Here is a 22,786-nt window from a genome sequence, read left to right as displayed (position 1 = left end):
TTTTACAGCCATAGAAAAATCCCCTCCAAGTAGTAGTGCATCATCCATGATAAAATCATAGGCTTTTTACACTGTCTACTTAAAGGGGATAATACCATTAGACGGTCTTTTTATTTTTTATTAAACAAATGGAATTAAAGGGCATGTTAGTTGGAATAAAAGGATAATTTTAGGTAATATCGAATTAGATTAGAAGAATCTTATGAGGGGAAAGAAAGGAGTTTATTATATATGTTTTTTATTATATTTAAGTTCGTCTTACCAACAATTCTTTTAATTTACCTCTTTTATAAAAAATTAGATAAAAACCAAAGATACACTAAGGCAGTACTTGTTTTATTGTTAACGTCAATTGTGTTTAATACAGCGCTGGCACAAAACTATAATTACAGTTTAATACCTTACCCTGGAAGAGACGGTTTTAGTGTTTCAAATCCGTTGGCATACTACGTATTTGGGGAAGACCATTTCGGACACTGGAACTCAGATTTATTTAGGACAGGATATGAAATATCAATTTTCATCACAATCATACTATTAGTCATATTTATATTTTGTATGATGTTTGAACATAAAAAATTGCATTCATGAATATCCGTTCTTCACCAATCAGATGCAAGATTTAATGATTTGAAGGGTCATTGTAGTAACACTACTAAAGCGGACTTAGTGGAATAATGTACTTATCCGTTTTAATTGAAAATATAGTAATTAGAGAAAATATTTATTGGTGGTGATGATAGTTGGAATCTAAATGGCTTGAATGGTCGAAACAACTTCAATCCATTGCACAGGCAGGATTAACCTATTCGAAAGATGTATATGACTTAGAACGATTTGAATTGATAAGAAATATAAGCGTTGAAATAATGGCGCAACAAACAGCTATGGATAAGACAATAATAAAAGATTTATTTGCTAATGAAACAGGCTATGCAACTCCTAAAGTTGATATTAGATCTGTTGTTTTTAGAGATAAAAAAATTTTAATGGTTAAAGAAAAAACAGATGGTGCTTGGTCGTTACCTGGCGGTTGGGGAGACATAGGTTTATCTCCTAGTGAAGTTGCAGTCAAAGAAGTAAAAGAAGAATCTGGATTTGATGTTAAAGCAACTAAAATAATAGGGATGCTTGATAAAAAGTGCTATCCGCACCCACCTTCTCCTTATCACGTTTATAAAATATTTATCCAATGTGAAATAATTGGAGGACAACAAAAAGTAGGAATTGAAACGAGTGCAGTAGATTTTTTTGCTCAAAATGAACTTCCACCATTATCAATAGAAAGAAATACAAAGTCACAAATTGAAATGGCTTTTAAGCATTTACATAATCCTCAAGAACCGGTTTATTTTGATTAATCAATCAAGCAATTTAATTATTGAAAAAGCACTTCTTCGAGATGGAGAGGTGCTTTTTTGTTGAACAAATTAGATCAAAATATCTTGGAAATCGAAAAATTATAGGAGTTAAATAGGTGATATTCAGAAACAATTTATTATTAGAGGTTGCATTATAAATAAATATGTTTTATAGTTAACCACATGGTTAACTATGATAAAAATAATCTTGATCAAGTATTTTCTGTTCTAACCGATCCAACCAGAAGAGCCATCATACAAGATCTTTCTAGAGGAGAAAAAACAGTTAAAAAGCTAGCAGAGCCTTTTAATATGTCTTTGCCTGCTTTTTCAAAGCATATGAAGGTTTTAGAAAACGCTGGATTAGTAAATTACAGAAAGGAAGGAAGGTATAAATACTATTATCTACTCCCAAAAGGGATATTTGGTGCGACAAAATGGCTTAACGATTTAAGATCGTTATGGGAAGATCAATTATCAAGTTTAGAAAAATATTTATTAAGTACAGAAGATGACAATGGAGGCAACAAAAATGATCACAATGAATAGTGCAAAAGATTTTACATTACAGGTAAATCATACGTTTCCTGTTAAAAGAGAAAGAGTTTTTAGTGCATGGACGAACCCTAAAGAGTTAGAAAAATGGTGGGGTCCAGCAGGTTTTTCGACAACCATCGAAGAAATGGACGTCGTAGTAAATGGAAATTATAAATATCTTATGCATTCTCCAGAGGGTGAAACTCATGTACTAGCAGGCAAGTATTTAGAAATCGTCCCAAATGAAAAGTTAGTATTTACTTGGAAATGGGAAAATGGTGAAGCTGATTTCCCAGTAACAACTGTAACCATCGACTTCCATGACAAACAAGATTCAACAGAAGTAATTGTTACTCATACTGATCTTCCTAGTGAAGAAGCAGCTAAAAATCATAATCACGGTTGGACAAGTTCTTTAGAAGGTAGCTTGAAACCGTATTTAGTGTAATAAATAAAAAATTATAAGATTAGGAGTGTTTAAGGATGAACGAAAAAATGCTATTTGATCAATTTGAATTTGCACGTAACATTACATTAAAAGTGGCACAAGGCATTAATGAAGAAAATGCTGATATTATCCCAAATGGATTCCCAAATCACCTTCGCTGGCAATTAGGTCATATTTATTCTTCTGTAGAGGGAATTGTCTTTCATTTTGCAGGTGAAAAACCAAACCTTCCTGATGGATATATGGAATTATTTAATACGGGGACAAGACCCTCTGAATGGAAAACTACTCCACCGACAATTGAAGAAGTCATTCCATTATTAACGGAACAAATCAATCGAGTAAAAGAAACGTTTGCAGGTAGACTAGATGAAAAAGTTTCCAAACCATTACCAGTAGGTCCATTACAATTGGAGACAATTGGCGAACTTCTATCGTTTGCTTCTTTCCATGAAAGTGAACATATAGGAATAATTAAAGCCCTAAATATTGCTGTAAAGAATAACTAATTTTGTGTTTACTAGTTCAAACACATTTTTCCTTATTTATATTACATCGTTGATATACCTATGTACCTATCCAAAGAACATGTTGAAATGTTCAAATCTGGTTCGAAGCCTGATAACTGGAAAATCAATCCACCCAGCTTAAATAATCTTTCTATTATGTTTAAAGGTCAAATGGAACAAATAAAAGAGCATATTGGACAACGTTCTTTTGATGAGTAAACTCCAAACACTTTTAACTTATATGGAACCCACAAGAAACAATAGGCGAAGTAGTGAGCTTCTGCATATATGATGATGGATTTCATACCACTCAACCTTTTAACCGTTCACTGACCAATTAAGGGGGAAATGATTTGTCTGCTGAAGAAAAATATAATCAAATCGCCGAACATTTAAAATTAACCGAAAATGTTACGAAGGGATCTATGTTTGGAGCGAAATGCATGAAAATAAACCGCAAAGTGTTTGCAATGTTCTATCAGGACGAAATGGTATTTAAATTACCACCAGAAAAACATCAACATGTCCTTTCATTGGAGGGTGCACATCTATTTGAACCGATGCCAGGCAAGAAAATGAAAGATTGGGTGTCAGTTCCACATCAGGAAATTTGGGAAGAGTTAGCCAAAACAGCCATGATATTTTTGTCAAAATAAAAGGTAATTATTTGGAACTAAAGCCTTACCTTAGATGATTTGATTGGTTCGGTTTTCATTCTCGATGGAGAAAAGATGGTTTTGACATTGATCCGAAATTAAAAAAGAAGAGTGATTTAAGTGGTTGTAGTTAGATTAATAGCAAATGGGTTCTTGGAGCTGTCAATAGCAGCTCTTTTTTTTATGACGTAGGGGTTAATAAATTAACATATAGTGCTTTAACTTGAGTTAATGATAGTCAAAAGAAAAAGACGATGAAAAACACCGCCTCAATTTATTTAGTACTTATTTCCTGAAAACTTATCTTTGAAATATAGGTAATCAACTTTATGTTTAGTTGCCATTAATTGTGTAGCAAGTATTGCAGTGTAAATAGTAGTTAAGAGTATTCCGAAAATTGCAATTCCTAATAAAGAATTACCTTTGCTTTTCAATTTACCACCTCCTAATGGATAGATAGAGGTATTTTTTCCAACTGAAATAATTTTATTATTGATGTTATTTAGTTGTTCGACGATTAAATGCATAAATAGAGAATGACTTGTGAAACGGTTGCCTAAAGAGGGTGTACCGTCAATGCTTGTCGCATTTGTCGGAATCCAAACACTCAATCACATTGATCTACCTGACCTTTTCGCGTTCATCTGGATAATTTTAAACAATTATTAAATGACTGATATTAAACTACCAAGAGCGTTTGAATATCCGACAGGACTTGTTGGTACAAAAAAAAGAAAGGCCTCTCAAAATAAATTTCAAGAGGCATTTCTAATATATTATTAATTACATATAATTTCAGCAAGCTTTGATGTTGAATCCATGCATTTACTTATTTACTTTTCTTTTTATACTATTATGAGTGAGTATTATTCCTTTGATTGTGATAATGCCTTTGCTGAAGCAAAACCAACATAGAGTGAAGCAAAAGCAATAATAAAATGCAGAACATTATCTGCCATTAAAAAGTGAATACCTATGAATTCGTGGGTGAATAATCCTAATACAGCTACAAGTAGATAAATGAATCCAAATATTTTAGAGAAAGCTGCACTTCTGGTTTCACTTCCACTTACTAATAGAGCGATGACTCCTGAAGCAAGATGCACTATATTATGCGATGTGGTTAAGTCAAAAACATTTTCAAAAGGAAAAAAGAAACCAACAATACCAGTCAATACGAAAATTGTCCCTAGAATTCTAACAAAATTCTTTGCCAACTTAATCATCCCTTTCGTGTATTCTCATCAAGAAAACTTTCTAACGGGAAATATAGATTAGGAAAAGAAAACGATCTAATAAAGACAGCGTTTTTTCAAAATGTAATTGATGAAGGCGCTTTCATAAAATTGGATCATTAGAATTCTTTTGAATTTTCCATTGATTATGAAGATGTCCTTGTAATGTTTTATTGTTTCGATGAATAGATCCACTTTTCATAGTAAAAAGGCTTTTTACTTCTACATTTATAAACAAAGTTATTCTGACATTTACAATCACCTCCTAAATCAAATTAATACTTCACTAGATATATATGTTAAGAATTAATTTTTATTTCTCTTTACTTTTCATTTAAGAATTTACAAATATAATAATGAAGGGCTATTAATTAATCCTCGGTAATAACCATTAACAAAACTTGTTTTACAACTTTGAAAGATATCGTACAGAACTGTCTATTTGAAACTATATTTATGAACTAAACAGACAGATTAGTAAAATAATGTTTTTATATATTATATAAGATCTTTATTTTTCGAAAGTGGGTGCATTTAATGTATCAAAATGAATACGAATGGGTCCGCCAGACAAGAGAAACGCTGTTAGACTTTTGTAGAGAGCTTGAACCAAATGATTTTACTCGGCAAAATGGATTCGCGTGGCAGAATGTGAGGGATTCCTTGGTACATATTGCAGATTGTTATTATGCTTGGCTGGGCTCATTTGTTTTACTAAAGACTAATAAGCCTCTAACTCCTAAGGAAAACCTGCACAATTTAAATTTAAACGATATAAAAATACGATTCGAACAAGTCGATACTATTGTATATGAGGTATTTAAACTACATGGAAATCAATTAAATGAGCCGATTGAGAGAAAAATCCCTTGGAGAGATGTTTCAGAAAAGGTTTCATTCACTCCCGGTAAATTACTGATGCATACCATTACTCATGAATTTCATCACAAAGGGCAGATTGTGGCTATGATACGGCAGATGGGATATGAACCCCCCTATACAGATGTAATAGGAACAGAAGATTAATTTATATAAGGCTAAATTGTTTTGACCTTTTCAAATTAATTTTGCTACAACTTAAAAAGTTGTGAAGCTAGCTGTCATTGAGGCAGCTTTTTTTATTTGTCTATTTGGGAAGGAGTGTATGATTGAGAGCTATACATGAAACCAAAAGCTTATTACACACGTATGCAAGATTATAGTGATGTAAATAAAGTGAGGTGTGACGCTTTGAAAATAGAGAAATTTATCATGGAAACCTCAAAAGGAAAGGTACAATACAATAAAAGTGGAAATGGAAAAACAAACGTAGTTTTGATTAATGGTGGTTCAGGGCCGATAGAAGGTTGGTTCAAAATTCTACCAGCAATTTCGGAGTCATCCTCGGTATTTTCCTATAATCGTTTTGGTGTTACTGGTAGTGATAAACCGAAAGAACCCCAAGATGGGGAAACGATTGTTGAAAATCTACGTGAAGCATTAACAATAGTGGGAATTGAACCTCCATTGCTTTTAGTAGGTCATTCACTTGGTGGTTTATATGCAAATTTATTTGCCCGACTTTATCCAAAAGAAGTTTCAGGTATTGTATTTTTAGAATCCAGCCATCCGAAAGATTTAAGTCTAAATGAATATCAAGGTAAGGCAGTTAAAGCATTTAATAAGGTATTAACAGTGTTTGATTCCTTGTATCCCCATAAACCATTCAATGAAGTTAATTTTGTAAAAAAAACTGTGAATCAAATCCATCAAATAGACACTTTTCCTGAGATCCCTTTATATGTAATTACAGGTGGTAAAGAAAATCGAATGATGCCAGAGGTAGTTCGAATAAAACGACTAGAAAATCAAACGGAATTACTTTCATTGTCAAAAAAAAGCAAACACATTGTCGCTGAAAAAAGTGGACATTTTCCTCAACTAACTGAACCAAAAGTGGTCATAGATGCAATCATAGAATGTGTAAAACAAATACAAAATAATAACCATAACCAATAGAAGTAAGGTCGATTGTTCCGGTGCGATTGCTCAATAAAGCAGTCGCTTTTTTACTATACTGGCAAGTTAGTAAGGGGATCTGACTAGTTAGGAGATAAAAGGATTTGTACATAAAACAAGGAATATTATATTAGGTTATATTTTAAGAGGTTTCTTGAAAATAGGAGGAAACAAATATGGAAGCGTTGATCGAAGAGTACGGACGTGGATATAAGATGCTACGTAAAGCCATTGAGAATTTGTCAGAGGAAGAGCTTCATTACAAGCCTTCGGAGGACAAATGGAGCATACATCAGATTCTAATCCATTTGACAGATTCCGAAATGGTGTCGACTCAAAGATTAAAAAAAGTCTTGTCAGAAGAGAATCCGCTTTTGTTGTCGTTTGACCAGGACGCATGGGTTTTGGGCTTGGCGTATGAGCAGTTAGACCGCGAACAGTATCTACTCTTATTTGATTTGCTTCGTTCGAGCATGCTGCCTATTCTGAAACAACTGACAGTCGATCAAGTCGAGAGAGTAGGGGTGTATGCCGACGCTGGACAGTTCACCTTCAAACAATTATTGGAATACCGAGTTCAGCATGTACGAGGACATCTATCCCAGATCGAAAAGGTGAAAAAGGCTTATCGAAATAGATTGGAATAAAGATAGATTCATATATTAATTGAACTAAATTGTGCAAGATTTAAGAGAAGAGCTGTCATGTGGCAGCTATTTTTTCCATAAAGGTTCAGGTTTGGTGAAGAAGGAATTACTACATTTTTGTGAAATATAGTAAGGGAAATAGAACTAAATATAAATTTATGAAGGATGAAGAAATAATGACAATAAATAAAAAATCTTATAGGATTTCAAATTCTCATTCATTTATGGATATAAACACTAGTACCAAGAGGAACTCTTGCTGATAAATCAAGTACATCACGATTATACATTCTAATGCATCCATGAGAGACATTCTTACCGATAGAAGCTGGATTATTAGTCCCGTGAATTCCATAATGAGGCTTTGACAGTCCCATCCAAAGCACTCCAAATGGTCCGCCGGGATTCGGATCCTTATTGATAATCGTAAAAGTCCCTGAAGGTGAAGGTGTCAACATTTTTCCAACAGCAATAGGATAAACTTTTAATAGCCTTCTTCCATCAAAAAGGCTTAATTTGTGTTTTGATGTGGATACATCAATCCATTTAACCATGTAGATCATCTCCATTTTTTTAATACTGTATGTATTAACTCAAGCGGTTGTTAATGGTAAGGAATTTGATTGATCAATCAGTGGAAAAAATGCAGGTCTGCTAAATGACCAATCCTAGGATTATGTGCAATAGTAGAGAGTGTATTAATAGAACAAACAAGGCTTGATAACTCTAAAACACGAAATAGTATTAAAGAACAATTTTTGTAGAATCATTAAAGGAGATTATATGACTAGAGATGATTTGTTTAAGAATTTTAACTTTAATTCGCCTATTAAACTAGAAGTAATAAATATAGTAGAAGAGCATCTTAAAATAAAGTTCCCAAGTGATTATATAGACTTTATGTTGAAAAATAATGGTGGAGAAGGTGATATCGGGAATAGCTATTTGAGGTTATGGAGAATGGAGCATATAGTAGAAAGTAATGAGGATTATGCGATTGAAGAATTTGCATCTGGGTTAATTGTGATAGGTTCAGATGGTGGTGGAACAGCCTTTGGCTATGATTTCCGTCATAAGAAACCGAAGCTAGTCGAAGTGAATTTCATTGGTCTGAATCTTGATCGTCCCTTTTATAGCACAGAGTCTTTCTTGGATTTTATTCAATACCTATACAAATATGAAGGTTAGGAGGATTTTATTATGGTAATACAATCAAATATGACTTCAAAAGCTATAACGGAAGTTTGGAAAGATACAGTTGATGTTTTTCTAAAATACAATGTTCCCATTAAGGAAAAGACATTAAAAGAGTTAGTAAATGATAACACCCTTCACTTATTATTAACGGAATTAAATAGTGTCGTAGGCAGCTCCTATGCCACCTGCATAGAAGGTGGTTGACAAGTGCCATCAAAAAAAGAGTAGGTTACTCTTTACATATATTATTTTTCAATTAAGAGGTACAATACAGCAAATAAAACCTGAGGATGGTGAGGAATAGTATGAGTTATTGTGATGATATGAGGAAGATGATTGGGAATTCACCGCTAATTTATGTTCGTCCTAGCGTAGCTATCATTAATAATCTTGGAGAAATTTTATTAAGCAGATATTCAGGTGCAAATTGGGGAATTCCAGGAGGTATATTACAAGTAAATGAGTCAGTTGAAGAGTGTATAACAAGAAATATCCATGAAGACATAGGCATAAAGATCCTATCGTTATCTATATTTGGAGTCTTTTCAGGCAAGGAATTAATCAATCGTGTTGAGGAAAGTGGAGATGAGTATCATGCAGTTGCGATTGGATATGTTTGTACAGACTATGTGGGAGAAATTTCGCCAGATGGTAATCAAGGAATAGAAGCTCAATACTTTAGTCTCAACCAATTACCTAAAGACATAGATCCTTTTATTAAAGACAAATTAGTTGAATTAAAAGGGCAATTTGAAAATATGTAAAGTTGCATTTTTTACATTAATGCCTAGTGCTCATAACAATCTATCAGAAAAGTATCCAATGACATTAACTATTAAAAAGGTAATAAATTATCAGGAGTTTTCCCTTTTTATCGAATCACAACAAACCCTACTATCCTTTGAATTAAGTGTAGAAAGCAAAGGTACACGAGTTACTATAAATTCAGGAGGCTTTTATGAATCATTAGCCAATTTGAAAGCCTTGATAGAAGGAAAAGAGATACCTTTCATATGAAAAAGGAGAATAGCCATGCAAAAAAATCAAAATATATATATTAGGTTACTTACTGCTAGTGACGCTAGTGATTTACTTCGATTAGAAATGAATAATAAGGTATTTTTTCGAAAATATAGTATAGAACGCCCTAATGACTATTTTACGTTGGATTATCAAACAGACTTGATCAACCAAAAAATAGAAAAGGCAAACCAAGATGGTGAATATAACTTTGGTATTTTCATAGATAATACCAACGAACTAATAGGAACAATCGGACTCTTTCATATCTTGCGTGGTTCATTGCAACGTGCGATAGTGGGATACCATTTAAGTCAGGATCATAATGGTAAAGGCTATGCAACAGAAGCGGTTAAGTCGGTTGTGGATTATGCTTTTAACACTCTTCAACTACATAGGATTGAAGCTGGTGTCATGCCCTATAACATTGGATCAATGAGAGTTTTAGAAAAAGCTGGCTTTCAAATAGAAGGCATAAATAAGAAAAATGTGAAAATAAACGGTAAATGGGAGGATCATAATCTTTTAGCAATCTTAAATCCAAATGACTGAACTTGAAAGAGATGAATATAAATAAGGCGTTTGCTATTTAGAGCAAATCGCCTTATTTAGTATGGTGTACTACTTTCAACATTAAGTCATCTAAGTTATTAAAGATCTTTTATTCGTTTCGTAAGCTCATTAAATCTCAAATCAAGCTCCATATATTCTTTATTTTTTGGAGTCATAAAACTAAGTTTTCCTAATACTTCTTGCCTTTCTGTTTCAAGCTGCAAGCGTATTTCTTCCTTATTATCTTTTTGTGACGCAATCTCATTCAATTGCTTGTGAATCCTATTGTTCGAGATAATGAGTTTTGTCGTTGTAATTTTTTCTAGGAAATAGCGATCATGTGATACGACCAGTAGCGTTCCATTGTATTGTGCTAATGTATCTTCAAGCTGTTCACGAGAAGCTAAGTCTAGATGATTCGTTGGTTCATCTAAGATAAGAACATCTTTTTCTTCTAAAATATACTTCATTAACTTGCACTTCACTCGCTCACCCATGCTCATGTTCATAATGGGTTCGGACCAATGTGAAGCCGTAAATCCTAAATGCTTCATTAAATTTTGGACATGCCCTCTCTCTTCAAAAGTTTCTTTATAAAATAGTTGCTCGGGTGTTTGTTCAAGTGGAAGATCAAACACCTCTTGTGTTAAATAGCCAATTTTTGCAGATGGTGAAATCCAAACATCGCCTTCAGCGGCTTCCTGGCCAACAATTAATTTCAAAAAAGTCGTTTTGCCACTACCATTCGGGCCTGAAATTGAAACCTTTTCACCATGCTGTATGGTAAAATTGGAGCTTGTAAAAAGAGTTCGTCCTTCAAACGACTTCGTTAAATTTTTTACTTCTAAGAACCGTTTTCCTACTTTATTATTCGCTTTCATAGAGAAGTTCACTTTGTATTCTGCTTCAAGCGGATCTACTTTTACTTTTTCCAGTTCTTTTTCAAGACGCTTTTGTTTTGACTTTACTTGTGCATCCGTGCGCTTTGCTTTTACCCGATAATATTCTTTAAAGCCTTCCTTTTTTGTCGATTGAGCATGCGCTTTATTCGACCAAGAGGAGAGCTCTTTTATTTGACCTTCGATACGTTCAACCATTTTTTGTTGATTTTCATATTCTCTTTGCTGCGTAAGTCTTTTCTGTTCACGGAATTTCATATAACTAGAATAGTTGCCTTTATGACTAATAAGTTTCTTATTTTCAAGGGACCAAATTTTTGTAGCCACTACATCTAAAAAATAACGATCATGTGATACGAGAATGACTGTTCCCTTATGACTCTTTAACTGTGTAGTGAGGAACTCCAAGCTTTGCTCATCAAGATGATTTGTCGGTTCATCCAATAATAGTATGTCTGTATCCCTTGCAAAACCTTTTGCCAGGCGTGCTTTTAATTTCTCTCCTCCGCTTAATTTTGAGAATTCAAGAGCTGGAACCTGCCATTTTTCTAATAATGAAGCCTCTTGAGATGAAACCTCTTCAAAAGAAAATGTTTCGGTTTCTTGTTCAACCATAATGATCTTAAGTTCGTTCTGAAGATCTTTTATTTGTCCTATAGTCGGTAATAAGTCATTGTTCAGTAACCTCAACAAGGTGGATTTACCAGCACCATTTTTGCCAATAATTCCAATAATATCTCCTTGTTGCACATTGACATTCACGTTTTCAAAAATTGTATGATCTTTTATTTCAAAACTTACATTGTGTAATTGAAGTAATTCTTTCATAAAATCCACCCTTTTTTAGGGGAGAATTAAAAAATCCTCCCATTAATTTTGGAAGGATTAGTCACATTTTACCGTACTGAAATAAGCTATCTAACTCTATAGCTCAAAAGTGGATAGGAAAATGGGCAGACTAATCCAATATTGTTATCATTCGAAATATAAAATTTCAAATTCTAAAAATAAGATTAGTTATCCATCGTCCATCCATCATCCCTTTCAGCTAATATTGTTGTGATTTTAGCACTTAATAAAATATAAAGCAATAGACTTTCTACACATTTTATGGAAATAATAACCTACATTGATTATAACTGTAAATAATTCTGAGCTAAAAAGTTAAAATCCTATAGAATGGTAGGCTCAATCATCAATCAAATAACTGTATAAATAGATATCCGCAACTTTTATTAGTTTATCCGTGACTTTTTGAGATTTATCCGTGAAAAACTTCCACATATCCGCAACTCCCATTTGTCTCTAATTTAGCTTCAAAAATCTTGATGCTATCGGTGGCGTTAATCCAGGAAGGATTAACGCCTTTTTTGTTGAATGTTCTTAGTATGATACCTTGTAAGTCCGTAGATTTATTACTGTTGTGAAGCCCTGTTTCAGGGTGGGTCAACGAAAATAATTTAAATAAAGAGGTGTAACTTATGTGCAGAAATATTAGAACCTTATTTAATTTTGATCCACCAGCTACAGATGAGGAGATTCATGCAGCATCTCTACAGTACGTTAAAAAGATAACAGGCTATAACAAGCCATCAAAGGTTAACGAAGAGGCATTTATTCGAGCCATCAATGAGATAGCTATGGCTTCTAGAAAATTATTGAATGTGATGGAAACCAATGCCGAGCCTCGAAATCGTGAGGTCGAAGCTGAGCGTGCGCGCATTAGATCAGCTAAAAGGTTTGGTCCGAATAATGGGGACTAAAGAAAAGAGTTTAAAATATTGTATGGTCCTAGTTATTAATGAACTTTAACAATCAGGCGAATTTCTTTAATAAGGATTGTGATTTTTATTAAGATCATTTAGAAAAAAGGAAGTTGATTGGTAAGATTTTTACTTAATTTTTAGAGGGCAACAGTTGAAGATCAAAAGTGTCATTTTGGCAGCTTTTCTATTTAAACTTCTGGTGCAGGTTAGTTGAAGGAATACATGTTGCAATTTATTTTATCTAATTTCTTACAAGTGCAAGGAGACCTTTATGAAAATGAAACTATTCTTTATAGGAATAGGTTTATTACTAATTTTTGTTATTTTCTTTGGAACTTATAAAATAATGAATTTAAGAAGCTTTCAGCTACTTGGAGGTTTAACGGACAAGGTTGAAACAGAACAGAAGGTAGTTGCCTTAACTTTCGACGATGGGCCAACAGAGAATGTAAATCAAATTTTACCTTTGCTAGAAAAATACAATGTGAAAGCTACTTTTTTCCTAATCGGGAATGAAATCGAAAAACATCCCGAAGAAACAAAAAAATTGGTGAATGCAGGACATCAAATTGGTAATCACACATACACACACAATCGTATGGTTTTTAAATCTCCTTCATATATCAAAGAAGAAGTAGAAAAAACAGATAAATTGATTCGAGATTCTGGATTTAAGGGTGAAATTGACTTTCGACCTCCCTATGGAAAAAAACTTATTGGATTGCCATATTATTTACATAAGCACAACAGAGAAACTATTATGTGGAACATAGAACCGGATACATTTTACACAACTGCAACTGAAAAAGTAAATTATGTTAAGAAAAACATTGAACCAGGATCTATTATTTTGATGCATCCGATGCAAGATCAAACAGGTGATGAACTTCAAGCAATTGAAGAAATTTTACAAGAACTTACTAATGAAGGATATAGTTTTGTAACTGTCGATGAACTTCAAGAATTATAAGGTTTTTACTAAATAGGTTAGGAACTATAAAAATAGTTATACCATATAATCTCCCGTCAGATTTAGTATAGGTTTTTATTCACCTAATAGGTCAAGTTCGATATGAGTAAAAGAATTAACCATTAGAAATGATTATGGCATCTCATAAATAAATTAAAATTAACTTATAGACTTAATTTAGATAATATAAAACCTATAATGAAATGATTTGAGCTAAGAGGAGTGGAATATATGGAATCAGAAATTAAGTTTAGAATAGCAACCGAACAAGATTTGGATGGAATTGTTGAAATGCTTTCTGATGATGCTTTAGGCAGGGAGAGAGAGCGTTACGAGCAACCACTCCCGGATAGTTACAAAATAGCATTTCAAGCTATAACTTCTGATCCAAACAATGAGTTAGTAGTGGCTTGTTATGGAAATGAAGTTATTGGGGTTCAACAAATTACATTTACACCTTATATTACTCATCAAGGTGGATGGAGAGCGACAATTGAAGGAGTAAGAACCTCTTCTTCTGTGCGTGGCAAAGGAATAGGAACTGAACTAATCCGATGGGGAATTCAGCGTGCAAGAGAACGTGGTTGTCATTTGGTTCAACTTACAACAGATAAAAAACGAGAAGATGCATTGCGTTTTTATGAACGAATCGGTTTTAAAGCATCGCACGAAGGTTTAAAAATGAAGCTTAAATAAGAAGTATACATATGGATCAATAATTAAGTTTCTTGATCAACAAATACAATAGGGTGCATTAATCCAAGGAGGATTAATGCTCTTATTGTTGAATTTATTGTATTAACGGGCCAGAATTATGGAGAAAAATGGAGTTTAAATTCACTTAAATGGAGGTCAGCAGTATGAAAATCAAAGGTTTTGGTGGGGTTTTTTGGAGATCAAAAGATGTTGTTTCTTTAAGAAATTGGTATAAAGAAGCACTAGGAATTTCGATGGAAGATTGGAATGGCGCTGTAATTAAGCCAGATTCTGACAACATTACGATTTTTTCTTTGTTTAAAGAAGAAAGTGATTATTTTCCGAAAGAACAGTCTGTCATGCTAAATTTTCAGGTAGAAAATATGGATGCTTGGATTGATCATTTCAACAAAATTGGGATACCACTTTTAAAGGAACCTGAAAAAAGTGAATATGGAACATTCGTTTGGATTTCTGATCCGGAAGGTAGATGGATTGAAATTTGGGAGAAATAAAATTGGTTGGTGTTGGTGAGTAACAAATAAAAACAATTTATTAAACTAAGAAAAAAACCCTGCTATCCATTCAAATAGTAGGTTTTTTTGCATTTTAAAGAACTCAGGGTAATCATTTACTAATTGAGGCATATTGAAGAAACGTACCCTTGAAGGGAATAATCTCGCCTAACTAAAAATATATAATAAATAATTTAATTATTTTTTACAAAAAACTTACTTGACTTCACTTAATGGTGATAATATACTTACTTACATAAAGTAACTAAGTTTAAGAGTTGTGCAATAAACAGCAACTTTAAATGTATTCCTTAATGCATGGCAATTTCAATATTTCTTTTCAGATTATGGAACGTACTAGTTCATTCTGAGAAAACTTAATGAAGGAGGCAACTATAATGAATTTTCACCGTGAGCCTATTACATTTGTTGGTCAAGTAAACTTAAAAGTAGAAAATTTAGATCGTTCATTAGCATTTTATCAAGAAGTAATTGGCTTTAAGGTATTGGAACAAGCTGAAAGGTCAGCAAGCCTTACTGCGGATGGAAAAACAGTTTTATTGTCCATTGAACAGCCAAAAAACGTTGTTCCTAAACAGGGAAGAACTACGGGATTATATCACTTTGCACTTCTTCTACCTAAACGCTTTGATTTAGCTAAAATAGTGCAGCATTTTATGGGAATTGGTTTGCGGTTTGGTTCTTCAGACCATCTTGTAAGTGAGGCTCTTTACTTATCTGACCCGGATGGAAATGGAATTGAAATCTATGTGGATCGTGAACCTTCCGAATGGGATTGGGAAAATGGAGAAGTGGAAATGGCGGTTGATCCATTGAATTTTGCAGATCTCCTATCTGGTGGGGAACAACAAAAATGGAAAGGTTTACCTGCAAACACAGTTATGGGCCATATCCATTTACATGTATCCGAATTAAAAAAGACTGAAGAATTTTATACCAAGGGACTCGGATTTGAAGTAGTAAATCGATATGGCTCTCAGGCACTATTCATTTCAGATGGTAAATACCATCACCATATTGGTTTAAATACGTGGAATGGCGTTGGTGCACCTACACCTTCTCTTAGTAGTGTTGGATTAGAATCATTTACTCTAATGCTTCCAAATGAGGAAACGAGAAACAAAATAATTGAACAATTGGAGAATATTGGTGCATCCATTACTGAAGAATTTGGTTCTTTCATTACCTCAGATCCTTCCGGAAATCGCATTTACTTACGAGTTTAATTCTACAACTATAGTCTAATTTTACATCCTAGATGGAGGAATATACTGCAATGCGAAAAGAAGTGGGGTTAAAAAATAGAGGAATAGAAATCGGTCTCTATACTCTTGGAGATATAGTTCCAGATCCTCATTCTGGCAAAACAATAAGTGCAAAGCAAAGAATAAAGGAAATTATTGAAGCAGCTAAACTAGCTGAAGAGGCTGGACTGGATGTTTTTGGAGTAGGAGAGCATCACCGATTAGACTATGCAACTTCAGCACCACCTGTTGTTTTAGCTGCCATAGCCCAAATAACTAAACGAATAAAATTGACAAGTGCCACCACAGTGTTAAGCACCGTTGACCCTGTTCGGCTGTTCGAGGACTTTGCAACATTAGATTTGATATCGGATGGGCGTGCAGAAATTATCTCAGGTCGTGGTGCGTTCGTAGAATCATTCCCTCTTTTCGGGTATGAAATAAAAGACTATGACGCTTTATTCTCGGAAAATATTGATTTACTTTTAAAACTTAATAAAAACGAGAGAATTACATGGGACGGTCAATTTAGGTCGTCATTAAGGCATGCAGAAATTGCACCACGACCTCTACAGGAGCAATTACCAATATGGGTGGGGGTTGGGGGCTCACCAGAAAGTGCAGCCCGCGCTGGCAGATTAGGTGTTGGGATGGCTATGGCAATACTAGGTGGCGATTCTGTGAGATTTAAACCACTGGTAGATCTGTACCTTAAAGCAGGCATCGATGCTGGGCATAATCTTGAAGATCTCAAAGTAGGCGTAACAGGTCACGGATATTTTTCAAAGACAACCAAACTAGCCAAGGACGAATTCTATCCTTACTATTCAACTTACTGGTCATATGTAAACCATCAACGAGGAATGGCAAGTAGAAGAATGTCAAGATCTGATTTTGAACTCTTGACAAGTCAGGATACAGCCTTGTTTGTGGGCAGCCCACAACAAATCGTTGAGAAAATTCTTCGACAATACGAACTCTTTGGACATCAGCGTTTCATGGCACAAATAGATATAGGTGGTCTCCCGTTTAAGAAAGTAGCGGAGGGCATTGAATTATTAGCTACAGAGATAGCTCCTATCGTTAGAAAAGAAACAAGTAAGTGATCTAAGAATAGGAGGTGTGAAAAATGGGTTTTTTAGGTAAAATATTGGGGAAACAAACTAAGGAGGAAGAAACCATGACAATTGAAAAATTAAATATTGGAATCATTTTAGGAAGCACACGACAAGGACGTGTTAGCCCACAAGTAGGTGCATGGGTAAACGGCATTGCTGACCAACGTGAAGATGCAAATTATGAAATTGTAGATATAGCTGACTACAATCTTCCGTTTTTAGGAACAACCGATGGAACAGAACCAGGAATTGCAGCATGGAATGAAAAACTTGCTAGTTTAGATGGATTTGTATTCATTGTTCAGGAGTACAATCATAGTATTACAGGTGCATTAAAAAATGCACTTGATTTTGCTCGCGAAGCTTGGAATAACAAAGCAGCAGGGATCGTAAGTTATGGTTCAACAGGTGGTGCTCGTGCAGCAGAACATTTACGTGGAATTTGTGGTGAATTGATGATTGCAGATGTGCGTGTACATCCAACATTGTCTTTATTTACAGATTTTGAAAACGGAACAGTTTTCAAACCAGCTGAATTACATCTTAAAAATGTTAATGCCATGCTTGACCAAGTTATCTCTTGGAGTGGGGCATTAAAAACCTTGAGACAACAGTCATAATTGAACTTCTGATAAACCGACCTTCTTCCATTAGAAAGGTCGGTTTTTTATATGAATGAATGATGCATTGCCAATTAGTATCAATAATGAGGTATATGTTGTCTCAAAAGCCTATTTTACGAGAGACTCTTACATATTTTTATTGTCTACATCGAATTGCTTCTTCTCTTTTTTGGGCCAAATAAAATAACTAATCGTTATTAATATATCAATGGCAATTACTAAAGCCCAGCCCTTTAATATTCCATTAAGTGCCTCAGTTCGTGATGGTTCATTAATAAAGTAAATCATGATTAACAAGATAGCAGAACCTATTAAATAGGCTAAAATGTGCCTAACAAGGCCTTTAGCATAATGTTTAGCAAATTGTATCCCAGTTCTTTTAGAAGGCTTATTGGAGGTTGATTTTAATACAAAGTATTTAAAACGTTCATCCATCCATTCAATCATATTTTTTCCGAAAGAAATGGACACCCCGATATAAACAGCAGCGAGCCCATGCGCAAAAGTGGCTGTTGCTCCACGATATAAATCCCAACTTGTAATAATGATTAATAGCAAATCAATTATTGGAGTTAATGCCAGGAAGATGAATCCTACCTTCTTTAGATTAAATAAATATCTTGCTGTAAGACCCAACAAAATAACCATCCAAAATGAAATTTCACAAGCAACAATAATCCATCCATTAAAGTTCATATAGACCTCTAAATCCTTTTTTTTGTTAATATTTTAACATTAAATGGAAGGTTATGGGAGGTTTTTTAATAGGGCATGCTTGTCAATTTAATAATTTTAATAAAAATATCAACTAGCAATACATATATAACCCACAATTTAAGATAATCAAAGGAAAATTAGAGATGGAGCGAAAGAATAAATCCTTTTTTAATAAGTACTTCTTATTTGACTACCTGGGAGATTAGGGTTAAAAAGAAGATATAGTATTAAAATATTTGTGAAGGGCAGTGCGACTGTTCATGTTTATGTTTATAATAAAAAATCTTTTAACTAGAAAAAAGAAAATACAGATAGATTTTTGTGAAACTAACTTAGATCGCTACCTTACAAAAAATAATTTTTTAGAATTTCAGTCCTTTCTTAATCAAAAACATGTTCAGTACAATGAATATGCTTGTCAAAGTAGATGTAAGGAATGTCAAAAGTCACCTTATGCAATTGTGGATGGTAAGATATTAGTTGCAGAAAGTTCGACTGAACTATTAGAAAAGCTTAAAACCTATACCTAGGTTTGATCAGAGGCATACCAAAAATAAAGTGGACGAAGTAGGAACCGATGTTGATAATTAAAGGATATCAATCCTTTACGGTCAGTTATATTTTTAATTTGTTTATACAAAAAAGGACCTTCATTAAAAAGGTCCTTTAAGATTGTTTACAGAGTTTTAATATAGATAAAAATAGTTTACTTTATGATTATAGGGTATCTTATTCGACGATCTCGTTCCAATCTTGAGACCATTTCATTAATTCAATAATAGCAGGTTTTAATGCTAGTCCTTTTTCTGTCAATGAGTATTCAATGCGAACGGGAGTTTCTGGGAAAACATCTCGTTTGACAATCCCTGCTTGTTCTAAATCCTTTAATCTTTCTGATAGAACGCGTCCACTAATGGGTAAAGTTGATTCGATTGTACAAAAACGTTGGGAACCAGAAAGAAGTTGAAAAATAATTAGAATTGTCCAGCGTTTACTTAATAGTTCTACGCTTTTTTCGAACCGAGGGCACAATAAAGAAAAATCCATAAATACCACCTCACCTATATACATATTATATCGAAAAAAATTATAATAACAAGGTTACATATAAAAAATTTATTACTTGACGTAATAAATGTACTAAATTACACTAGCTTACATAAAGTAACTAAACAGGATTTTATAGTTGAATCAAATTCTTTGTTATAAATAGGTGGAATAACATGAATATTAAGACAGAAGCTTGTATTGTAGGTGCTGAACGAGAAGGTGCTTTATTAGCTTATTAGCAAGTTAAAAGATTTCGTGGATTCTTGTGAAACTAATGAAATGTATAAACAAGTTGATAAGTAAAAATAAAAGATATGTTTTGTTTTGATTACTAATGATAAACAGAGCTTTGAGGATTCAGGAGGAATTCACATGATTAAGGAAAAAGTTGTTTCAATATTAAAAGAGAAAATAAACATTATAAAAAATAATGATAAATCTATTTATTTAGTGGGACCGATTAAATTACCGGTTAATTTAGATGGAGAGACGACTATTTTCCAGTGGTATTGTTGGTTACGTTGCGAAGATATTGAAGGTGATTTTTGTAATGATGGATCGTATAATACCGAAAAAATCATTGCTAAATTAGCTTCTTCAAATTTGGCGGAAATGCAACAATCAAGTGTATTAGTTTATGGTGATTTTGAAAATGCAGATGAAGCGCTTATTCGGATGCATAGCATTTGTCACACAGGCGATATCTTTGGAAGTAAGCGTTGTGATTGTGGATTCCAATTAAAAAAAGCCATGAAAATGATTTCTTCACATGGATCAGGTGCCCTATTTTATTTAGCGAACCATGAAGGAAGAGGAATTGGATTATTCAGTAAAGCGATGGCTTACGTTCTTCAAGAAGAAGGTTATGATACAGTGGAAGCAAATGTGGAGCTTGGGTTTGTAGATGATGCGAGAAACTATGAGGATGCAATTCGTGTTCTAAAAACACTTCGTTCTAAATCTGTTACATTAATAACTAATAACCCTAAAAAACTAGATGCTCTTCAGACTTCAGGTGCAAACGTTTCTGGTAGAGTACAATTATGGGGAGATAAATCTAAATATAATGAAAAGTATTTAGAAACTAAGATTGTTCGTTCGGGCCATTTTAAAGGAGTGTCGACGAATGAATAATCATGAATTTTACATGAATTTGGCCTTGCAAAATGCCTTATCGATGAAAGGGCAGACAGATCCAAACCCATTGGTTGGATCTGTTATCGTTAATGATAGTAGAATTGTTGGAATAGGTGCTCATTTAAAAGCCGGGGAGCCTCATGCTGAAATTCATGCGCTTAGAATGGCTGGTGACAAAGCACAAGGTGGGACAATTTATGTAACACTTGAACCATGCTCCCATCATGGCCGAACTGGCCCATGTGCCGAGGCAATTGTTCGCGCTGGATTAAAAAAAGTTGTCGTTGCAACGCTTGATCCAAATCCCCTTGTAGCTGGTAGAGGGATAAAAATTCTTGAAGATGCAGGTATTGAAGTAATCGTCGGAGTTTGTGAAGAGCAATCTATCAAAATGAATGAAGTGTTTAATAAATATATTGTAAAGAATACACCTTTTGTCATCATGAAATCTGCAGCTACTCTTGATGGTAAGATTGCTTCCCATACGTCAGATAGTAAATGGATTACGTCTGAAGAAGCAAGAAATGACGTTCACCATTTAAGAAATGAAGTCGGTGCCATATTAGTTGGGGTGAATACGGTAATAAAGGACAATCCTGAATTAACCACTAGAATTCCAAATGGTCGGAACCCAATACGAATCATATTAGATTCGACTTTGAAAATTCCTCTAGATTCAAAAGTTGTTAATGATAATCAAGCTGAGACATGGGTGTTTACAAGTCAACAATATTCAGATCTGAAAAAGAAAGAATTAGAAAACTTAGGTGTCAAAGTATTTGTTACAAATGACTTACATCGAGTTGATATAGTAGAGACATTAAAAATTTTAGGTGAACATTCTGTTTCTTCCTTGATTGTTGAAGGTGGAGGAGAAGTGAATGCATCTTTTATGAATCAAAAGCTAGTTGATAAATTGATTTTATATTTAGCTCCAAAAATAATAGGTGGAAAACATGCACCAACTTTTATAGAAGGCGCTGGAATTGAAAAAATGGGACATGCTATTGAATTTTCATCTATTGAATTATCAAAAGTTGGACCTGATTATAAATTTATAGGCTATCCACAGTATTCCTAAGTTAAATCATCACGAGGAAGGACTTATTTCAATGAAATTTGGATTTGATATTGACGATACGTTAATCGATTTAAGGCAGCATGCATTTCATATTTATAATCAAAAATTAGACAAAAATGTTCCACTTGATGTTTTTCATGAATTAAAAACAGTAGAAATACATGAAGTGTTTGAACTAACTGCTGAAGAAGGTAGTCAAATGTGGAACAGCCATTTAGAAGAAACGTATTTTACAGATTGTCCACCTTTTCCATATGCAGTGGAAACATTACAAGAGTTAGAAAGTCAAGGACACGAAGTATATTATGTGACAGCAAGAAATAAAGAATATGGTGAAAGAACTAAACAATGGCTAATCAAAAATGGGTTTCCTGTCGATGAAAACCGATTTTATTGTGGGATGAAAGACAATGAAAAAATTCATATTATTAAAGAACTAGGACTCGATTATTATTTTGATGACAAGCCCGATGTACTTAATACATTGTCAGATTTATCATTGAAGGTATATGTAAAAGATACTTCATATAATCGAAATCTTGATATTCCTAGGATTACCTGTTGGTCTGAATTGAAAGATATTATAAAAAACCATCAATAGAGAAATAATTTTATTGTACTTTTCAACGACCTTTCAGAATGAACAAATGTCCAAACTAAGTAGCTATATATCTTAAAAGGCCACTGAAGATGGACTTAACCCCGTCAAGTAGACAGCTCTAAAAAAGACTATGCAGCCATCGTGATTCGATACTCAATCGGAGCACGATGGTTTAGTCGTTTTTGGAA

Annotated in this window: 29 protein-coding genes; 23 read left to right on the top strand and 6 right to left on the bottom strand. The window is 33.7% G+C overall.

Going from position 1 to position 22,786, the window contains the following annotated elements; all coding sequences use genetic code 11:
• The first annotated feature begins 743 nt into the window (after positions 1–743).
• The 5 genes from G3O09_RS21260 to G3O09_RS21240 all read left to right on the top strand — a co-directional run bounded on the left by G3O09_RS21260 (position 744) and on the right by G3O09_RS21240 (position 3,511).
• Positions 744–1,361 carry an NUDIX hydrolase gene (locus G3O09_RS21260; RefSeq protein ID WP_163103440.1) on the top strand — a complete coding sequence of 206 codons (618 nt, stop codon included), beginning with the start codon at positions 744–746 and terminating at the stop codon, positions 1,359–1,361.
• Positions 1,362–1,544: 183 nt separating this feature from the next.
• On the top strand, positions 1,545–1,910 hold the full coding sequence (locus G3O09_RS21255; RefSeq protein ID WP_163103439.1) for an ArsR/SmtB family transcription factor: 366 nt from the start codon (positions 1,545–1,547) through the stop codon (positions 1,908–1,910).
• Positions 1,894–2,346 carry an SRPBCC family protein gene (locus tag G3O09_RS21250; protein ID WP_163103438.1) on the top strand — a complete coding sequence of 151 codons (453 nt, stop codon included), beginning with the start codon at positions 1,894–1,896 and terminating at the stop codon, positions 2,344–2,346. Before G3O09_RS21255 ends, G3O09_RS21250 begins: the two co-directional genes overlap by 17 nt.
• Before the next feature lie 35 nt (positions 2,347–2,381).
• A complete protein-coding gene (locus G3O09_RS21245) occupies positions 2,382–2,855 on the top strand; it encodes a DinB family protein (RefSeq protein WP_163103437.1) in 474 nt (157 codons plus the stop codon).
• 353 nt (positions 2,856–3,208) lie between these two features.
• A complete protein-coding gene (locus G3O09_RS21240; RefSeq protein ID WP_163103436.1) occupies positions 3,209–3,511 on the top strand; it encodes a TfoX/Sxy family protein in 303 nt (100 codons plus the stop codon).
• Between the two features lie 278 nt (positions 3,512–3,789).
• On the opposite strand, the gene G3O09_RS21235 is transcribed toward G3O09_RS21240, so the two are convergent.
• Both G3O09_RS21235 and G3O09_RS21230 read right to left on the bottom strand, forming a co-directional pair.
• Entirely contained in the window at positions 3,790–4,122 is a 333-nt protein-coding gene (locus G3O09_RS21235; RefSeq protein ID WP_163103414.1) for a hypothetical protein, read from the bottom strand.
• Positions 4,123–4,377: 255 nt separating this feature from the next.
• Entirely contained in the window at positions 4,378–4,728 is a 351-nt protein-coding gene (locus tag G3O09_RS21230; protein WP_163103435.1) for a DUF4383 domain-containing protein, read from the bottom strand.
• Positions 4,729–5,283: 555 nt separating this feature from the next.
• On the opposite strand from G3O09_RS21230, the gene G3O09_RS21225 reads away from it, so the two are divergent.
• The 3 genes from G3O09_RS21225 (at position 5,284) to G3O09_RS21215 (ending at position 7,391) form a co-directional block, all read left to right on the top strand.
• Positions 5,284–5,772: a DinB family protein gene (locus tag G3O09_RS21225; protein ID WP_163103434.1), complete on the top strand. Its 489-nt coding sequence runs from the start codon at positions 5,284–5,286 to the stop codon at positions 5,770–5,772.
• A gap of 135 nt (positions 5,773–5,907) precedes the next feature.
• The gene (locus G3O09_RS21220; protein ID WP_240338527.1) at positions 5,908–6,744 is read left to right on the top strand and encodes an alpha/beta fold hydrolase; all 837 of its coding nucleotides are present in this window, start codon (positions 5,908–5,910) and stop codon (positions 6,742–6,744) included.
• 176 nt (positions 6,745–6,920) lie between these two features.
• Positions 6,921–7,391 carry a DinB family protein gene (locus G3O09_RS21215; RefSeq protein WP_163103433.1) on the top strand — a complete coding sequence of 157 codons (471 nt, stop codon included), beginning with the start codon at positions 6,921–6,923 and terminating at the stop codon, positions 7,389–7,391.
• Between the two features lie 218 nt (positions 7,392–7,609).
• Here G3O09_RS21215 and G3O09_RS21210 read toward each other — a convergent pair whose 3' ends face one another.
• A complete protein-coding gene (locus G3O09_RS21210; RefSeq protein ID WP_163103432.1) occupies positions 7,610–7,945 on the bottom strand; it encodes a L,D-transpeptidase in 336 nt (111 codons plus the stop codon).
• 229 nt (positions 7,946–8,174) lie between these two features.
• On the opposite strand from G3O09_RS21210, the gene G3O09_RS21205 reads away from it, so the two are divergent.
• The 4 genes from G3O09_RS21205 (at position 8,175) to G3O09_RS21190 (ending at position 10,160) form a co-directional block, all read left to right on the top strand.
• Positions 8,175–8,579, top strand: a complete 405-nt coding sequence (locus tag G3O09_RS21205) for an SMI1/KNR4 family protein (RefSeq protein WP_163103431.1) — start codon at positions 8,175–8,177, stop codon at positions 8,577–8,579.
• Between the two features lie 12 nt (positions 8,580–8,591).
• Positions 8,592–8,792: a hypothetical protein gene (locus G3O09_RS21200; RefSeq protein WP_163103430.1), complete on the top strand. Its 201-nt coding sequence runs from the start codon at positions 8,592–8,594 to the stop codon at positions 8,790–8,792.
• A gap of 101 nt (positions 8,793–8,893) precedes the next feature.
• Positions 8,894–9,352 carry an NUDIX domain-containing protein gene (locus G3O09_RS21195; RefSeq protein WP_163103429.1) on the top strand — a complete coding sequence of 153 codons (459 nt, stop codon included), beginning with the start codon at positions 8,894–8,896 and terminating at the stop codon, positions 9,350–9,352.
• 268 nt (positions 9,353–9,620) lie between these two features.
• The gene (locus G3O09_RS21190) at positions 9,621–10,160 is read left to right on the top strand and encodes a GNAT family N-acetyltransferase (protein ID WP_163103428.1); all 540 of its coding nucleotides are present in this window, start codon (positions 9,621–9,623) and stop codon (positions 10,158–10,160) included.
• A 98-nt stretch (positions 10,161–10,258) separates the two neighbouring features.
• On the opposite strand, the gene abc-f is transcribed toward G3O09_RS21190, so the two are convergent.
• On the bottom strand, positions 10,259–11,887 hold the full coding sequence (abc-f, locus tag G3O09_RS21185) for a ribosomal protection-like ABC-F family protein (RefSeq protein ID WP_163103427.1): 1,629 nt from the start codon (positions 11,885–11,887) through the stop codon (positions 10,259–10,261).
• 653 nt (positions 11,888–12,540) lie between these two features.
• Here abc-f and G3O09_RS21180 point away from each other — a divergent pair.
• From G3O09_RS21180 to G3O09_RS21150, 7 genes are all read left to right on the top strand, one after another.
• Positions 12,541–12,822, top strand: a complete 282-nt coding sequence (locus G3O09_RS21180) for a DUF2277 domain-containing protein (protein ID WP_163103426.1) — start codon at positions 12,541–12,543, stop codon at positions 12,820–12,822.
• A gap of 274 nt (positions 12,823–13,096) precedes the next feature.
• Complete coding sequence (locus G3O09_RS21175) at positions 13,097–13,795, top strand: polysaccharide deacetylase family protein (protein WP_163103425.1); 699 nt, start codon at positions 13,097–13,099, stop codon at positions 13,793–13,795.
• A gap of 231 nt (positions 13,796–14,026) precedes the next feature.
• Positions 14,027–14,491, top strand: coding sequence for a GNAT family N-acetyltransferase (locus G3O09_RS21170; protein ID WP_163103424.1), 465 nt, complete (start codon positions 14,027–14,029; stop codon positions 14,489–14,491).
• 164 nt (positions 14,492–14,655) lie between these two features.
• Positions 14,656–15,006: a VOC family protein gene (locus tag G3O09_RS21165; RefSeq protein WP_163103423.1), complete on the top strand. Its 351-nt coding sequence runs from the start codon at positions 14,656–14,658 to the stop codon at positions 15,004–15,006.
• A 398-nt stretch (positions 15,007–15,404) separates the two neighbouring features.
• Positions 15,405–16,253 carry a VOC family protein gene (locus G3O09_RS21160; RefSeq protein WP_163103422.1) on the top strand — a complete coding sequence of 283 codons (849 nt, stop codon included), beginning with the start codon at positions 15,405–15,407 and terminating at the stop codon, positions 16,251–16,253.
• Positions 16,254–16,303: 50 nt separating this feature from the next.
• Positions 16,304–17,377: an LLM class flavin-dependent oxidoreductase gene (locus tag G3O09_RS21155; RefSeq protein WP_163103421.1), complete on the top strand. Its 1,074-nt coding sequence runs from the start codon at positions 16,304–16,306 to the stop codon at positions 17,375–17,377.
• A 23-nt stretch (positions 17,378–17,400) separates the two neighbouring features.
• Entirely contained in the window at positions 17,401–18,009 is a 609-nt protein-coding gene (locus tag G3O09_RS21150; protein WP_163103420.1) for an NADPH-dependent FMN reductase, read from the top strand.
• Positions 18,010–18,138: 129 nt separating this feature from the next.
• On the opposite strand, the gene G3O09_RS21145 is transcribed toward G3O09_RS21150, so the two are convergent.
• A complete protein-coding gene (locus tag G3O09_RS21145) occupies positions 18,139–18,708 on the bottom strand; it encodes a hypothetical protein (RefSeq protein ID WP_163103419.1) in 570 nt (189 codons plus the stop codon).
• A 281-nt stretch (positions 18,709–18,989) separates the two neighbouring features.
• Between G3O09_RS21145 and G3O09_RS21140 the strand changes: the two genes are divergently transcribed.
• A complete protein-coding gene (locus G3O09_RS21140) occupies positions 18,990–19,259 on the top strand; it encodes a DUF1450 domain-containing protein (protein WP_338048431.1) in 270 nt (89 codons plus the stop codon).
• A gap of 199 nt (positions 19,260–19,458) precedes the next feature.
• Here the strand turns inward: G3O09_RS21140 and G3O09_RS21135 are convergent, their stop codons facing one another.
• Positions 19,459–19,776 carry a winged helix-turn-helix transcriptional regulator gene (locus G3O09_RS21135; protein ID WP_163103418.1) on the bottom strand — a complete coding sequence of 106 codons (318 nt, stop codon included), beginning with the start codon at positions 19,774–19,776 and terminating at the stop codon, positions 19,459–19,461.
• A gap of 375 nt (positions 19,777–20,151) precedes the next feature.
• On the opposite strand from G3O09_RS21135, the gene G3O09_RS21130 reads away from it, so the two are divergent.
• The 3 genes from G3O09_RS21130 to G3O09_RS21120 are packed head-to-tail and all read left to right on the top strand — an operon-like array spanning position 20,152 to position 22,598.
• Entirely contained in the window at positions 20,152–20,913 is a 762-nt protein-coding gene (locus G3O09_RS21130) for a GTP cyclohydrolase II (RefSeq protein ID WP_163103417.1), read from the top strand.
• Positions 20,906–21,997, top strand: coding sequence for a bifunctional diaminohydroxyphosphoribosylaminopyrimidine deaminase/5-amino-6-(5-phosphoribosylamino)uracil reductase RibD (ribD, locus tag G3O09_RS21125; RefSeq protein WP_163103416.1), 1,092 nt, complete (start codon positions 20,906–20,908; stop codon positions 21,995–21,997). Before G3O09_RS21130 ends, ribD begins: the two co-directional genes overlap by 8 nt.
• A 31-nt stretch (positions 21,998–22,028) precedes the next feature.
• On the top strand, positions 22,029–22,598 hold the full coding sequence (locus tag G3O09_RS21120; protein ID WP_163103415.1) for a 5' nucleotidase, NT5C type: 570 nt from the start codon (positions 22,029–22,031) through the stop codon (positions 22,596–22,598).
• Positions 22,599–22,786: the final 188 nt, after the last annotated feature.

Source organism: Peribacillus alkalitolerans (genome assembly GCF_010882125.1).
GTDB lineage: Bacteria > Bacillota > Bacilli > Bacillales > DSM-1321 > Bacillus_BN > Bacillus_BN alkalitolerans.
This window is presented reverse-complemented; position numbering and strand designations above follow the sequence as displayed.

Coding starts and splice junctions, on each gene's coding strand:
- G3O09_RS21250 (WP_163103438.1), top strand. CDS start 1,894: ATGATCACAATGAATAGTGCAAAAGATTTTACATTACAGGTAAATCAT.
- G3O09_RS21200 (WP_163103430.1), top strand. CDS start 8,592: ATGGTAATACAATCAAATATGACTTCAAAAGCTATAACGGAAGTTTGG.
- G3O09_RS21245 (WP_163103437.1), top strand. CDS start 2,382: ATGAACGAAAAAATGCTATTTGATCAATTTGAATTTGCACGTAACATT.
- G3O09_RS21180 (WP_163103426.1), top strand. CDS start 12,541: ATGTGCAGAAATATTAGAACCTTATTTAATTTTGATCCACCAGCTACA.
- G3O09_RS21170 (WP_163103424.1), top strand. CDS start 14,027: ATGGAATCAGAAATTAAGTTTAGAATAGCAACCGAACAAGATTTGGAT.
- G3O09_RS21195 (WP_163103429.1), top strand. CDS start 8,894: ATGAGTTATTGTGATGATATGAGGAAGATGATTGGGAATTCACCGCTA.
- G3O09_RS21155 (WP_163103421.1), top strand. CDS start 16,304: ATGCGAAAAGAAGTGGGGTTAAAAAATAGAGGAATAGAAATCGGTCTC.
- G3O09_RS21135 (WP_163103418.1), bottom strand. CDS start 19,776: ATGGATTTTTCTTTATTGTGCCCTCGGTTCGAAAAAAGCGTAGAACTA.
- G3O09_RS21120 (WP_163103415.1), top strand. CDS start 22,029: ATGAAATTTGGATTTGATATTGACGATACGTTAATCGATTTAAGGCAG.
- G3O09_RS21160 (WP_163103422.1), top strand. CDS start 15,405: ATGAATTTTCACCGTGAGCCTATTACATTTGTTGGTCAAGTAAACTTA.
- G3O09_RS21150 (WP_163103420.1), top strand. CDS start 17,401: ATGGGTTTTTTAGGTAAAATATTGGGGAAACAAACTAAGGAGGAAGAA.
- G3O09_RS21130 (WP_163103417.1), top strand. CDS start 20,152: ATGATTAAGGAAAAAGTTGTTTCAATATTAAAAGAGAAAATAAACATT.
- G3O09_RS21140 (WP_338048431.1), top strand. CDS start 18,990: ATGTTTATGTTTATAATAAAAAATCTTTTAACTAGAAAAAAGAAAATA.
- G3O09_RS21220 (WP_240338527.1), top strand. CDS start 5,908: ATGAAACCAAAAGCTTATTACACACGTATGCAAGATTATAGTGATGTA.
- ribD (WP_163103416.1), top strand. CDS start 20,906: ATGAATAATCATGAATTTTACATGAATTTGGCCTTGCAAAATGCCTTA.
- G3O09_RS21210 (WP_163103432.1), bottom strand. CDS start 7,945: ATGGTTAAATGGATTGATGTATCCACATCAAAACACAAATTAAGCCTT.
- abc-f (WP_163103427.1), bottom strand. CDS start 11,887: ATGAAAGAATTACTTCAATTACACAATGTAAGTTTTGAAATAAAAGAT.
- G3O09_RS21225 (WP_163103434.1), top strand. CDS start 5,284: ATGTATCAAAATGAATACGAATGGGTCCGCCAGACAAGAGAAACGCTG.
- G3O09_RS21215 (WP_163103433.1), top strand. CDS start 6,921: ATGGAAGCGTTGATCGAAGAGTACGGACGTGGATATAAGATGCTACGT.
- G3O09_RS21175 (WP_163103425.1), top strand. CDS start 13,097: ATGAAAATGAAACTATTCTTTATAGGAATAGGTTTATTACTAATTTTT.
- G3O09_RS21255 (WP_163103439.1), top strand. CDS start 1,545: ATGGTTAACTATGATAAAAATAATCTTGATCAAGTATTTTCTGTTCTA.
- G3O09_RS21165 (WP_163103423.1), top strand. CDS start 14,656: ATGAAAATCAAAGGTTTTGGTGGGGTTTTTTGGAGATCAAAAGATGTT.
- G3O09_RS21145 (WP_163103419.1), bottom strand. CDS start 18,708: ATGAACTTTAATGGATGGATTATTGTTGCTTGTGAAATTTCATTTTGG.
- G3O09_RS21205 (WP_163103431.1), top strand. CDS start 8,175: ATGACTAGAGATGATTTGTTTAAGAATTTTAACTTTAATTCGCCTATT.
- G3O09_RS21190 (WP_163103428.1), top strand. CDS start 9,621: ATGCAAAAAAATCAAAATATATATATTAGGTTACTTACTGCTAGTGAC.